General features: G+C 40.7%; 14 protein-coding genes. 13 read left to right on the top strand and 1 reads right to left on the bottom strand.

All coding sequences use genetic code 11. The features are described from left to right. Positions 1-14 precede the first annotated feature (14 nt). From kynA to J7I96_RS03170, 11 genes are all read left to right on the top strand, one after another. Positions 15-860 (top strand): tryptophan 2,3-dioxygenase, encoded by an 846-nt coding sequence (gene kynA, locus J7I96_RS03220; RefSeq protein ID WP_214922870.1) that lies wholly within the window; start codon positions 15-17, stop codon positions 858-860. A gap of 145 nt (positions 861-1005) precedes the next feature. Then, positions 1006-1560 (top strand): cyclase family protein, encoded by a 555-nt coding sequence (locus tag J7I96_RS03215; RefSeq protein ID WP_311315176.1) that lies wholly within the window; start codon positions 1006-1008, stop codon positions 1558-1560. Next, on the top strand, positions 1518-2171 hold the full coding sequence (gene nadD, locus J7I96_RS03210) for a nicotinate (nicotinamide) nucleotide adenylyltransferase (RefSeq protein ID WP_214769018.1): 654 nt from the start codon (positions 1518-1520) through the stop codon (positions 2169-2171). Before J7I96_RS03215 ends, nadD begins: the two co-directional genes overlap by 43 nt. A 257-nt stretch (positions 2172-2428) precedes the next feature. Beyond that, positions 2429-3460 carry a sulfate ABC transporter substrate-binding protein gene (locus tag J7I96_RS03205; protein WP_214769016.1) on the top strand — a complete coding sequence of 344 codons (1032 nt, stop codon included), beginning with the start codon at positions 2429-2431 and terminating at the stop codon, positions 3458-3460. 69 nt (positions 3461-3529) lie between these two features. Then, a complete protein-coding gene (gene cysT, locus J7I96_RS03200; RefSeq protein WP_214769014.1) occupies positions 3530-4369 on the top strand; it encodes a sulfate ABC transporter permease subunit CysT in 840 nt (279 codons plus the stop codon). A 10-nt stretch (positions 4370-4379) separates the two neighbouring features. Next, a complete protein-coding gene (gene cysW, locus J7I96_RS03195) occupies positions 4380-5264 on the top strand; it encodes a sulfate ABC transporter permease subunit CysW (RefSeq protein WP_098184765.1) in 885 nt (294 codons plus the stop codon). A 10-nt stretch (positions 5265-5274) separates the two neighbouring features. Beyond that, positions 5275-6339, top strand: coding sequence for a sulfate/molybdate ABC transporter ATP-binding protein (locus J7I96_RS03190; RefSeq protein ID WP_214769012.1), 1065 nt, complete (start codon positions 5275-5277; stop codon positions 6337-6339). A 511-nt stretch (positions 6340-6850) separates the two neighbouring features. Further along, positions 6851-8227 carry a C40 family peptidase gene (locus J7I96_RS03185; protein WP_311315177.1) on the top strand — a complete coding sequence of 459 codons (1377 nt, stop codon included), beginning with the start codon at positions 6851-6853 and terminating at the stop codon, positions 8225-8227. A gap of 196 nt (positions 8228-8423) precedes the next feature. Beyond that, positions 8424-8858 (top strand): hypothetical protein, encoded by a 435-nt coding sequence (locus J7I96_RS03180; protein WP_214770118.1) that lies wholly within the window; start codon positions 8424-8426, stop codon positions 8856-8858. Further along, positions 8846-9145 (top strand): YxcD family protein, encoded by a 300-nt coding sequence (locus J7I96_RS03175; RefSeq protein WP_034314323.1) that lies wholly within the window; start codon positions 8846-8848, stop codon positions 9143-9145. Before J7I96_RS03180 ends, J7I96_RS03175 begins: the two co-directional genes overlap by 13 nt. 237 nt (positions 9146-9382) lie before the next feature. Continuing rightward, on the top strand, positions 9383-10357 hold the full coding sequence (locus tag J7I96_RS03170; RefSeq protein WP_214768995.1) for an aldose 1-epimerase: 975 nt from the start codon (positions 9383-9385) through the stop codon (positions 10355-10357). A gap of 39 nt (positions 10358-10396) precedes the next feature. Here J7I96_RS03170 and J7I96_RS03165 read toward each other — a convergent pair whose 3' ends face one another. Next, positions 10397-11785, bottom strand: a complete 1389-nt coding sequence (locus J7I96_RS03165) for an amino acid permease (protein ID WP_214922871.1) — start codon at positions 11783-11785, stop codon at positions 10397-10399. Positions 11786-12304: 519 nt separating this feature from the next. Here J7I96_RS03165 and J7I96_RS03160 point away from each other — a divergent pair. Together J7I96_RS03160 and J7I96_RS03155 are read left to right on the top strand one after the other, a co-directional pair. Further along, entirely contained in the window at positions 12305-12472 is a 168-nt protein-coding gene (locus tag J7I96_RS03160; RefSeq protein ID WP_214768989.1) for a YezD family protein, read from the top strand. 173 nt (positions 12473-12645) lie between these two features. Then, complete coding sequence (locus J7I96_RS03155; RefSeq protein ID WP_214768988.1) at positions 12646-13431, top strand: serine hydrolase; 786 nt, start codon at positions 12646-12648, stop codon at positions 13429-13431. The last annotated feature ends 27 nt before the right edge of the window (positions 13432-13458 follow it).

Raw genomic sequence — 13458 nt, 5'->3', positions numbered from 1 at the left:
GAAAGAGGGATAGTATGGATAAGGGTCCAGGAGATGAACATCGTTTGGAAGAAAGTATGGTAACTGATTTTAAAAAAGAAATGTCCTATGAGGACTACCTGCATTTAAATCAAATATTATCAAGTCAGCACCGGCTTTCCGGCCATCACGATGAAATGCTGTTCATCATCATTCACCAAACAAGTGAATTATGGATGAAATTGATCCTCCATGAATTGACTGCGGCAACTGATCATATTGTGACAGGTCATTTGGAGCCTTCCTTTAAGATGCTATCCAGAGTGGCCAGAATTCAACAGCAACTAGTTCAATCCTGGAATGTGCTTTCGACCTTGACGCCATCCGATTATATGGAATTCCGGGAGAAACTAGGAAAATCTTCAGGGTTTCAATCATTTCAGAACAGGTTGATAGAATTTGCGATGGGTCAAAAGAATTCGCAAATATTGGCCGTTTTCCGTCATCAGCCCGAGCTTTATGAGTCGATGATGGCAGCCTTGAATAAACCTAGTATTTATGATGCGGCTATAAGGGCTTTGGCTGCAAGGGGGCTACCCATTGATCAATCGGTATTGAACAGGGACTGTTCAGTAATTTATCAGGAAAATGCAAGTGTTGAAAACGCGTGGCTGACCGTTTACCGTGATGTAAATAACTACTGGGATTTGTATGAGCTGGCCGAAAAACTCGTTGATATTGGAAGTCAACAACAATTCTGGAGATTCAATCATATGAGCACCGTAGAACGTATCATCGGCAATAAAAAGGGAACTGGCGGATCGTCCGGTGTAAGTTATCTGAAGAAAGTGGTCGAACAGCCATTTTTTCCTGAGCTATGGACATTAAGGACCAAACTGTAAGGAAGGGTGAACACATGAATCAATGGTTAGATATTTCACAGCTTCTAAATGAAAATACGCATATTGGCCAGGAGATACGCAATATTCATATCGGCTGAATTCATCAATGGCTGAAGGGTCTTCCCTCGATATAGGAGAAATCCGGATGAGTACACATTTAGGAACTCATATTGATGCTCCCTATCATTTTGATGAGAATGGAAAAAAAATCATCGAACTCGATCTTGATTTATATATTGGCACTGCTTCCGTAGTAAAGGTGGATGAAGCTGAAAGCATTGGCATTAAAGCTTTTGAAGGCATCGAATTGACAGGGGTCCGGCGGTTGTTGGTGGCAACAGGTCAATGGAAGGACCTTAGCCGTTTTCCGGAATGGATTCCGCCGGTTGAACCAGATTTAGCTCCCTTCCTTGCAAATAAAGGGGTTAGGCTCCTTGGGCTTGATTTACCTTCAGTCGACTGTCTCGACAGCAAAGAATTGCCTGCCCACAATAAACTGTCAGGCTGTGGAATTCATATCCTCGAAGGGCTGGTCCTTGATGGACTGTTAGCCTGGGCTGTACGATTTGGCTGCATTGCCGCTGGGATTGGAAGCAGGGGACGGGAGCCCGGTCAGGGCCGTGGTGAAAAAGAAAGGCTGAGGAGGGGAATAATAGGATGGGTAAAATTGGGGTTTACGGATCTTCCTTCGATCCGGTAACGAATGTGCATTTATGGACAGCATCCACCATTGCGCATCGTGCTAAGCTGGACAAGGTGATTTTTTTACCTTGCGCAAATGGCCGTATCGATAAACAGATGAAAACAAGCAATGAACACCGTTGGCAAATGCTCAAGCTGGCAATAGGGGGCAACCCGATATTCGAAGTCAGTGATTATGAAATTAATGAACGTGCCGGAACGAGTAAACAATATACTTGGTATACGATGGAATATTTTAAATCACGATTTCCAAAAGACGAAGTTTACTTCATAATGGGTGCAGATTTACTTGAAGATATTGATAATCAGGAGTTGCCGGTACACTTACGATGGAAATTCAGGGAAAAATTGATTGCCAATCATAAATTCATCGTCATGGCTCGGGATGGAATCGATATGCTGAAAATCATATCCAAAAGTCCATTGCTAAGGAATTATGATGATGGCAATACATTTCACCTTATTGATAAAGGCCTTTCCATGGAAATCAGTTCTACATATATAAGGGATGAATTCGCAATGGGAGGGGAACCACGATATTTACTGCCTGATCAGTGTTATCAGTATATCGTGGAAAACAAGCTTTATCAAAAATCATCAAATGTATAGGTATTAAAAAGGGCTCGATCTCCCTGGTGGATCGAGCCCTTCGTGTTTAGGGGATTTTTTCAACCTGCAAAACATGAATGAATTTAATTAAAGGGACATGCAATACCTAGTTGACAACTTGGTAAACTTTGTTTTATGGTAAGGATATACAAAAAACAAAATACTTGCTGATCAGAGAACTGAAGGCATACTATCTCCCATAAAATAAATGAAGGGAAATAGTATGCCTTTTTTGCTGTAAAAAAAGGGGGAAGCTCATGAAAAAGTTGATGTTATTGACAAGTTTGATTTTAGCCTTCGGTGTACTTGCTGGATGCAACTCGGAAAAAACGAAAGGGGACGGAACATCGAAGTCAGTAGAGCTTTTGAACGTGTCATATGATCCGACAAGGGAATTGTACCAGGAATTCAATGAAGCGTTCGTGAAGCACTGGAAAGAAGAATCAGGTCAGGATGTAACGATACAACAATCACATGGCGGATCTGGTAAACAGGGCAGGGCTGTCATTGACGGATTGGAGGCGGATGTCGTTACATTGGCGTTAGCATATGATATTGATGCCATTTATGAAGCTAGTAACCTATTAGCGAAGGATTGGCAAAAACGTTTACCACAGAACTCGACACCATATACATCAACGATTGTGTTTTTGGTGAAAAAGGATAACCCTAGAGGCATTAAAGATTGGGATGATCTTACTAAAAAGGATGTATCTGTCATTACACCGAACCCAAAGACAAGCGGAGGGGCAAGATGGAATTACCTGGCTGCCTGGGCTTATGCGGAGAAAAATTTCGATAATGACGAAACAAAAGTGAAGGATTTCATGAAAAAACTTTATCAGAATGTTGAAGTCCTGGATTCAGGGGCCCGCGGTGCAACGACCACTTTTGTGGAAAGGGGAATCGGTGACGTACTGATCGCTTGGGAGAATGAAGCCTATTTAACACTGGAAGAATTCGGTGATGACAAATATGAAATCGTCAACCCTTCAATCAGTATATTAGCAGAGCCACCGGTAGCTGTTATCGATGAAGTGGTCGAGAAAAAAGGAACAAAGGAGGTGGCCGAAGCCTACCTGAAATATCTGTATACGGATGCCGGTCAGGAAATTGCCGCGAAAAACTTCTATCGTCCAAGGGATGAGAAGGTCCTCGCTGAATATGGAGACCAATTTGCCAATATCGATATGGTGACTGTTGATGATACATTTGGCGGTTGGAAAAGTGCCCAGGAAACACATTTTAATGATGGTGGCACATTCGACGAGATTTACCAACAGCAATAAGCATGAAGGAGAAGGTGTGGCTTTAGCATCTTCTCCTTCATAAATCAGAAAAAGGGTTGAGGCGAAGCGATGAATATAGTGACTGAAGGTAAACAAACGAAAAAGAGGACCATACCCGGTTTTGGATTGACGATGGGTTTTACGCTGCTGTATCTCACCATCATCGTTTTGATCCCGTTATCGATGGTTTTTCTAAACACATTTTCAATGGGGTTCCAGGATTTCTGGGCGACCATAACTGAACCGAGGGTTCTCGCTTCTTATAAATTGAGTTTCTTGACAGCGTTAACTGCGGCCATTGTTAACGCAGTTTTTGGTGTATTGATTGCCTGGGTGCTTACTCGTTATGAGTTTCCCGGCAAAAGGATCATCGATGGACTGGTTGATTTGCCTTTTGCCCTCCCGACTGCCGTTGCAGGGATTACGTTGACCACCTTGTATTCACCGAACGGATGGATCGGGCAATTCTTCAGCTTTAAAGTCGCTTTCACACCCGCAGGGATCATCATCGCCCTTATATTTATCGGTCTGCCATTCGTGGTGCGGATGGTTCAACCGGTGCTTGAAAATATCGAAAAAGGGATGGAAGAAGCGTCTGCCTCTTTAGGGGCGAATCGAATGCAGACATTCATTAAAATCATCTTCCCGGAATTGATCCCAGCGATATTGACGGGTTTTGCCCTTTCTTTTGCGAGGGCCCTTGGAGAATATGGATCCGTTGTCTTCATTGCCGGAAATATGCCATTTAAAACCGAAATTTCCCCGCTGATCATCATGACAAAGCTTGAACAGTATGATTATGAAGGTGCAACTGCTGTTGCAGCCGTCATGCTCATTATTACATTTATAATTTTGTTCACCATCAATATCTTACAATGGTGGACCGGCAAAAGATATTCAGGGAAGTAGGGGGGATATGATGGAACATGATAATTCAGTGGTTGCAAAAGCGAATCACCCAGTCATTATCACGAGAAACGCAACTAAAGAGCCTAAATCCATACAGTGGATCCTCATTTCCATTGTATTGCTATTTCTTACTTTGTTTTTAGTGGTACCATTAATCGCAATCTTTGTAAAAGCCTTTGAAAAAGGTGCCGAAGCGTATTTTGCGGCCATCGCCCATCCTGATGCCGTGGCTGCGATTAAGTTAACATTGATCGTTGTCCTCATCACCTTGCCGCTCAATGCCATATTTGGAGTGGTTGCCGCTTGGACCATAACAAAATATGATTTCAAGGGAAAAAACTTCTTAATTACATTGATAGATTTGCCTTTTTCCGTATCACCGGTCATTGCCGGGTTGATTTTTGTCCTTCTGTTCGGCTTACATGGAACACTTGGTCCACTGCTGCAATCACTTGACATTAAAGTGATCTTTTCAATACCAGGGATTGTCATTGCCTCCATTTTCATTACCTTCCCATTCATTGCACGCGAATTGATCCCGCTCATGCAAAGTCAGGGGACGTCTGAAGAAGAGGCCTCACTCACGCTGGGTGCGGGAGGGTTCAAGACATTTTGGTATGTGACGCTTCCCAATATAAAATGGGGACTTCTATATGGAATCATCCTTTGCAATGCCAGAATAATTGGGGAGTTTGGAGCTGTATCGGTCGTATCGGGACATATACGGGGCATGACCAATACGATGCCGCTTCACATTGAAATCTTATACAATGAATATCAATTTTCGGCCGCTTTTGCGGTTGCATCCCTGATGTCCATCTTTGCAATCATAACGTTGATCATTAAAAGCTTCATAGAGTGGAAAACGGACTTTAAATCAACCAAAGCGAGATAGGAGGAATGAAATGAGTATCATCATAGAAAATGTTACAAAATATTACGGGTCCTATCAAGCACTCCGGAACATCGATCTGGAAATAAAGAGCGGTGAACTCGTAGCCCTGCTTGGCCCTTCCGGATCGGGGAAAACGTCATTACTGCGTATCATCGCAGGCCTTGAGCAGGCTGAGAAAGGAAAAATCCTTTTTAATGAAGAGAATTATACGCACAAGCATGTAAAAGATCGAAATGTGGGTTTCGTCTTTCAGCATTATGCCCTTTTTCGTAATATGACGATTTTTGATAATATCGCCTATGGATTAAAGGTTCGCCCAAGAAAAACAAGGCCCAGTAAAGAAGTTATCGAACAAAAGGTTACCGAATTGCTTCAACTCGTCAAGTTGGAAGGATATAAAGAACGTTATCCATCGCAATTATCAGGCGGCCAGCGCCAACGTGTCGCATTGGCAAGGGCACTTGCCGTTGAACCGAATATCCTCTTGCTTGATGAACCATTCGGGGCATTGGATGCCAAGGTGCGCAAAGAACTTCGTCGTTGGCTAAGAAGACTTCATGATGAATTCAATGTTACAAGTGTGTTCGTGACTCATGATCAAGAAGAGGCGATGGATGTTGCTGATCGGGTCGTAATCATGAATGAAGGGAAAATTGAACAGATTGGAACCCCGGAAGAAGTATATGATCACCCTGAAAATCCCTTTGTTTATGATTTTCTAGGCAGTGTCAATCTATTCAAGGGCAACGTGCATAAAGGGAAATTGGTTACTGGCAATGTAGAAATGAATGCCCCAGGCAGTGAAGATGGAGCGGGCACTGGTTATGTAAGGGCCCATAACTTTATCATAGAAAGAGAACCAGCGGAAAAGGATTCGATCGCATCCATAGTTGACCACATCCATACAATTGGCCCCATCGTCCGGATAGAAGTCATTCGTCAGGATACAAACGAACCGCTGGAAATCGAACTGACGAAGGAACAATATTTGAATCTGGAAATAAGCAAAGGGGAAAAGGTATTCGTCCGACCGAAAGAATTGAAAGTTTTTGTCGACTTTATGGCTGGAATTTAAGGGTGGGTCGGATCTTGACGAAAAAACCGCTGAAAGCGGTTTTTTTTATGGGATTGTTAGTGGCCCTTCCTGTAGGAAGGGTAAATGGGCTGAAATCTGTTCCAAAAGGGCTACCGTACATTCATAGGTGGTGAGTTTTTGCCTGCCGATAGTCCATGGTCCCTTGGTGGTAAACACTAGATAGAAAGTCTTGCATCAAAATGCGAAGGTGATTATGTAAGATATTGGATGTTTTATCACGTAAAAAGTCGAATCTTTATGTTTAATGTTAAAATTGAAATATAATTGTAATATTATTATTACGTATTTGACAAAATCTGATGATATACTACGACTTAGATGAAAACATAGTAGAGTTTAAGCAATGTATTTAATATTATCTCAACCTTAGAAGATTACATAAATAGTAAAAAAATAGAGAAGAGTTCCCAGCAATTTATTTTGACTAATCATTTTTCATAGAGAAAAAGAAGTGGGTCGATGGAAATGCAAGGGGAGGAAAGCAGGGGAAATGAGTTTGAAGAAAAAACTTATCGTATTGAACACGACAATTATGCTTGGATTAGGAAGCGCTTTTGCCATACCGTCTGTAAAAGCTGAATCTATCACGGATATTCAATCGCAACGTACAGGAATACAATCAGATATTTCAGAGGCAGAACAAGTTATTCAGCAATTGAAAAAAGAACAATCGAAAATGAATGCCCAAATTGCCCAGATCGAATCGGCAATGAAAGAAAATGACGAAAAAATCAAAGATACTAAACTAGAAATTAAAGACACCGAAAAAGACATAGAATCTTTAAAGAAAGAAATTAAAGCGTTGGAAGAAAGAATCGCAAAACGCGAGGAAGTCTTGAAAGAGCGCGCACTTTCTTTCCAAGAGAGCGGCGGGGACGTTGAGTACCTAGAAGTTGTTTTAGGCTCTAAAAGCTTTGGTGAATTCGTTAATCGTGTTGGAGCGGTAGCCACTATCGTGGAAGCTGACCAACAGATTCTTAGCGAGCAGGAAGCGGATAAAGCTGACCTAGAGAAAAAACAAGCGACCGTTGAGAAGAAATTGCAAAGCCTTAAAGATATGGAAGTAGAGCTTAAAGGCATGCAATCGCAAATTGAAGATCAAAAAGCTGAAACTGTCAATATGAAGGCTAAGATCGAAAAGAAAGAATCGGAAACAGAAGCGCTTAAACAATCTTTAGAGAATAAAGATGCTGGTCTAGAAGCACAAATAGCTTCCATTCGTGAAAATATCAAAAAAGAGGAAGAACGTAAAGCATCGGAAAAAGCAGATCTTGACCGTGCTGCTGAAGAAGTGAATTCTTCTAATGCTTCCAGTGAAGAATCATCAAGTTCTTCTAGCGAAGAATCATCAAGTTCTTCCAAAGAAGAGGCTTCAGCAAAAAGTCCTTCTAAAGCTGAATCATCTTCAAATTCATCTAAAAACAGTTCTGCTGCTAAACCTGCAGCAAGTAAAACCGAAACATCAAGTAAGCCAAGCAGTGCAAATACAGGCTCTGCCATTACAGCAGGTTATAAATATATCGGTAACTCCACATATAAATTTGGAGGCGGAAGAACAGCATCCGATATCGCTAACGGTCTTTTCGATTGTTCAGGATTCGTTGCATGGGCTTATAAACAAGCTGGTGTGAACCTTCCAGCCAGTACGGATGCATTGAAAGGTGCAGGACGTCAAGTATCCAGCAGTCAAAAACAACCTGGAGATTTAGTGTTCTTCAATACCTATAAAACGGATGGGCATGTCGGTATTTATGTCGGCGGCGGCAAATTTATCGGTTCCCAAAGTTCAACAGGTGTTGCAATTGCCAATATGGATAGCGGATATTGGGCAAGTAAGTTCAACGGCCGTGTCGTTCGTGTAAACTAATAGTACAAAAATAAGCAGGGGAGAAAATCCCCTGCTTATTTTTTTGAAAAAAATCGAAAAAAATGAAACTTATTTTGAATTTCAACGTAAATACTATAAGATAAAACAAGGATAGGTGATGTGGACTTTCAATTAATCTGGGAAAAGATATAATGAAACAACATTCCATACTATTAAACGGAGGCAAAAAAACATGATGAAAAAATTTATGGCTGCATTACTTACAATTACACTAGCATTCTCGCCAGTCGGCACTTATGTATTCCAGGATCATGCGGAGTCAGTCGATGCTAGGGGTTACAAGTCCGGAAAAAGAAGCTTTAACAGCAACAACAATAATAATTCGAATTTCCAAAATAAAGAAACGAAAAAATCCGATGCCACTACTGCCAATAAAGCCAAGAGTGGAAACACATTCGCAAAAGGCGGATTAATGAAAGGACTTATGCTAGGAGGATTGGCAGGTTTACTTTTTGGTAGCCTATTTGCCAATATGGGAATGCTTGGTTCTATACTTGGTCTATTAATCAACGTGTTGGCGGTTGTAGTATTAATCGTTGTAATCCGTAAGATATTCACATACTTCAAAGATAAGAAGAAGAAAGAAGATCCAAACCCATGGAGAGGCTAAAGATTTCCGAACAAGATATCATCAATGCGGTTTGTGTTTACATTGCCCGTAAAAAGCAGGTACAACCTAATGAGGTGGAAGTGGAATTAATGTATGATGATGATTATGGCTTTTCGGCGGAAGCGTTTGTCGATGGCCGGAAACAAGTGTTAATCACCATCAACTTGATAGAAGCGCTTCGTTTATGGCTGGATGAATATATGAATAAAGATCCATACTCAGGTATTGAACTTGTTTTGGATGATGATGAAGGTATAGTGGCTTTGGTAAGTGAAAGTAATAGATAAGTAAAAAAGGATGCCGTAACGGCATCCTTTTTTTATTTAAAAAGTTACAAGTCGTCCGGGAGAAGGAAAAGGATAAAAGGAAAATAGAAAATAGCAAAGCAAATTAAGCAAAATTCTCGATTACACATACTATTTCAAACTTAGAAAGAGTAAGGATGAAATATATTTTCCATTTGTTGCAAAAAATGGTCTGTGGAAGTAGGATGGATATATGTTCAAGTCAAAGGAGGAGAAAAAGTGAAAGGGTATATAGAAGATATCACTTTTTTAAATGAAAAGGCCATAAAGTTCGGCAATGAAAAAGTGGAAGCGATACTTGTGCCATCTTTAGGAAGCAATCTGCTTTCATTGAAATACAAGCATAAGGATATTGATTTGCTGCGAACTCCGGATAGTGTGGAGGAGTATAAAAAAGCTTCCATTTTATACGGAATGCCAATCCTGTTTCCTCCTAATCGAATTGAAGATGGTCAATTTACATATAAGGGGACTTCGTATAAGTTTCCAATCAATGAAAAGGAAAAATCCAATCATATTCATGGGTTTTTGCATGACATGCCGTGGGAAGTCCGCAAAAAGGAAGTGAACGGGAAAGAAATCGTCATTAATACTGAATTTTCAAGCAGTGAATTTGATCTAAAAGAGAGTTTTCCACAAGATATCACTGTGAATATGTCTTTATCTTTAAGGGCTGAAACATTGGAAATAAAATTGGAAATCACCAACAAGGGCATTGAACCCTTTCCGTGGGGAGCAGGTTATCATACTGTATTCAATTTTCCATTTGGACCAGGGGGGAAATTGGAGGAGTGCAGAATATCTCTTCCCGTCAATAAACATTGGCAGTTGAATGCAAGGTCGTTGCCCACTGGTGTAATTCATGAAACGTCCAATACATTGGAAATCCAAAACGGTATGAGCTTGGACGGCCGGCAATTTGATGACTTATTTGGCTATGATAAGGAAAGAAATCCGGAAAACGAGTGCATTCTCACTGATCAAGAGGCTGGCATACAAGTCATCTATCAAGGCGATCAACATTTTAAGTTTTGGGTATTGTTCAATCAGGAGGGGTTCGTTTGTCCTGAACCATATACTTGGGTAACGAATGCTCCTAATTTGGATTTGCCTGCAAAATTGACTGGATTGAGGGAGTTATGCTCAGGGGAAACGGTACAGCTGAAAACCACGTTGATTGTGAAAGATATATAAAAAACACCTAGGCATTTAAAAATGCCTAGGTGTTCAAGGTTATGCTTTTTTTCTCATCCAGAGTGGGTATAGGATGATTCCGAATACATATAAGGCAATGCCAAGTATGAATGTATTCATATCGGCTGTACCTGTCTTGATGACCCAGATCGAGTAGATTAACGCCAAGATTGTAATAATGCCATCACGTACCCTTGAGCCTTTCATGATGTCATAGGTTTCCCCGGTCATGACCAGTTTCAATTGATACAGAACGGATGCAAGATACGGGATCAAGTAAGCAAGTGTAGCGACGATCATCGAAAATTTATAAGCCTCCAAAATCGTACCTGAAATAGTGGAGAATAAAAATATCTGTGTCATGATATTTGTTATTGTCATAGAACGAACCGGTGTGCCATTTTTGTTTGCTTTCGCAAAATAGGCCGGGAACAAATCCGATTTCGCTGCCTGGTAAGGAACTTCCGATGCAACGACAATCCATCCGATCGTCGATCCCAATAAGGAAATGACGGCAAGAGCAGCCATTATATACGTGCCGCTTGAACCAACTACTGCTTGTAGTGCGTCAACAAGCGGTTTTTGTGATATTTTCAACTCGTCTTGTGATATGGCACCCATCGTCAATAAAGTAATGCCGATATAAATGGCAACAGCGATAAGTAAACCAAGAATCGTCGCTTTCTTTACGTCATTTTGTGACTTGGCACGGTTAGAAAGCATGACGGCAGCTTCGATACCGATGAAGGCCCATAATGTTGAAATGGCAGCAGCGTTCACTTGATCGCCTAAAGAGATTGCAGTTCCCGCCTTATCATAAAATTCAGCTCCGTTTCCTAGATTGGAAGTATCAAAGATGAATATCGTGATAATGATGAAAAATAAGAATCCAAGCACTTTTGTAACTGTAGCAAAAAGATTCATTTTCCCAGCACTGTTAAAACTTCTTACCAAGATTGCCTGAATCCCCCAAAGGGCAGCGGAACATACCGCAAACGTTAATGCTTTACCTAGTTCAAGTTGAAACGACCCCGCTGTATAAATCACTTTTGCACTATGCATCACCGGGAAAAACGTTGATAGGTAACCAGCAAATGAAATGATGACAGAAGCTGTCGCAGCCCAATTCGCAGCCCAATAGCCCCAAGCCATGCTATACCCTGAAAGCCTTCCTTTAGCAGGAGATTTAAATAATGATTGAGCATAACTTTGCGGTCCAGCCTTCAAATCCGGTTTACGGACTGCCAGGTTACCAAACACCAAAGCTATTAGAAAAACTCCCAGTCCAGTTACGATCCATGCCAATGTGGCCCCTAACGGACTGGATACCTGTGCTAATTGAGCAGGGAGCATGAAAATTCCGCCGCCGACCATATTTCCAATTACGAAAGTGGTCAAAATCAATAAACCCCATTTTTTATTTACCATTTATATCGAACCTTTCTTAAATACAAAGTGTGTGTTAATACCGACAACTTATACTAAAATAGTATATCTCAAACAGTTTAGTTTGGTAAAGTGGTAAATAAGTAAAATGTAAAAGGCGGACTAATCAGAAAATTTAAACACAGGATTGACAATAGGGGGAAAATGGATTATATTAGTAAATACCAAGTTAGTTGGTAAGAATAATATGGTTTGTTGCTTGAATCGTATTTTTCTATAACATTTGCCATTTCCGAATATTGCCGATTAGTCAACTAAAGGCACCCTTACATCTAATCTGATTAGATGGCGGGTGCCTTTTATTTTTTATAGGGAAGGGAGGGAATATGGAGTTCCTATTAACTGGTTATTCTTATACGGAAAGTTAGATGAGGATATGATAGGTAAACCAAGTTCCCAAGAAAACATTGAAAGTGGGAAGCGCCTGCGCTTTTCATGCGATCACTTTAAACATTAGGCGTTAAACGAAGCTTTATTACCAGTAGTGAAGGGAGAGATATTATGGAAAAGATAGAAGAATTGAAAATCAGGCATATCATTTCAAGCTTGGAAGATCTGCAATATGGATCGGTTTTAATAACCGTACATGATGGTAAAATCACACAGGTGGATACCACCGAGAAGAAACGATTCCCATTAGTAAAGGGCCGTGCCGTTAAAGCTAGATGAATGACAGGTATTAAGGGAGCCTTCAATATGAAGGCTCTTTTTTTATATGAAAATTTATTCAATTTGGAATTTCTAATAGGATTGTACTGCTTTTAACATGGTAGAATAAGTTAGGGTATAAGGGAGTTTTTTATAGGGTTTTAAATGATATCTAAGGGAGGAGCAGGAAATAGATGACCTTACAAACTATAGAACATGATATCTTGGCATTAGTTGAAACATTTAATGGGAGAATCGCATATAAAATTGAAAATGGTCTTGGGGACACGATTGGATATCACGAGAATGAATCCTTTCAATCAGCGAGCTTGATCAAAATACCAATGATCATCGAAGGTTATCGTCAAAGTGAACAAAAGAAAATCTATTTGAACCAACCAGTGACCATCCCGCCAAGTGAAGTGACTGGGGGATCCGGGGTCCTGCATGTCTTATCGAATAAGGTATTTTTGACCGTAGAGGATTTATTGACATTGATGATAACCGTTTCCGACAATACATCCACGAATATGATGATGAACCTGCTCGGCTTTGAGGAAATCAATCAATGCATCAAGGAACTTGGTTTGAAAAATACTGTCCTTGAACGAAAAATGCAGGATTTTAAGGCATTAAAAGAAGGGCGCGACAATACCATATCGGCGGAAGATACGATTACCTGCTTAAAAGCCATACATACAGGCAACTTTTTAACGAAAGAAAGCCAGGAAAGAATCTTGCGTGTATTTGACAATCAGCAATTAAGGGACAAACTTCCATCACTGATGGGCAGAGGGGTCAAAGTCGCAAGCAAAACGGGCGGAATTCGGGGAGTGGCCCATGATTGTGCAATCATTCGGTCAGAAACACAAACTGTTTATGCTGCCGTCCTTACTGAAGATATGAAATCAGAGGAAGAAAGCCGTCAAGTAATCAGTAAAATTGGGAAAATGATATATGATGATATGGTCGCAGAATAAACTGTCGATTGAGAAGAGAGGGAAGTC

Origin of the sequence: Bacillus sp. ISL-78, assembly GCF_018613455.1 — a bacterium.
Classification (GTDB): domain Bacteria; phylum Bacillota; class Bacilli; order Bacillales; family DSM-1321; genus Peribacillus; species Peribacillus frigoritolerans.
Note: the sequence above shows the minus strand (reverse complement) of the source record. Positions and strands in the feature narration are given on the sequence as shown.